1 protein-coding gene is annotated in these 237 nt (G+C 75.9%); it reads left to right on the plus strand.

Annotated elements, in window-relative coordinates; genetic code table 11:
* The coding region (locus A4V12_RS17225; RefSeq protein ID WP_234372208.1) for a hypothetical protein at positions 1-189 on the plus strand (189 nt) is incomplete at its 5' end.
* Between the last annotated feature and the right edge of the window lie 48 nt (positions 190-237).

Consider the following 237-nt stretch of genomic DNA (forward strand, 5'->3'; position numbering starts at 1 on the left):
ATTCCCGGCCGCCGAAACGGTGAGGAGGAGACCATGACGACACCCGACGCGCGTACGCGTACCAGGTTGCAGGAGCTCGAAGACCGGCTCGGCGAGCGGACACCGCCCCCGCTCGACGGCCAGACCCGCATCCCGCTGCCCCCGCCCGCGACGCCGGACGGCGAGGACGACGACTCCGGCACACCATGACCGTGCACCGTGCCGGCGGGACGCCCGGGCGGCCCGCCCCCCCCCCCC

The organism is Streptomyces noursei (genome assembly GCF_001646665.1).
Taxonomy (GTDB): Bacteria; Actinomycetota; Actinomycetes; order Streptomycetales; family Streptomycetaceae; genus Streptomyces; species Streptomyces lavendulocolor.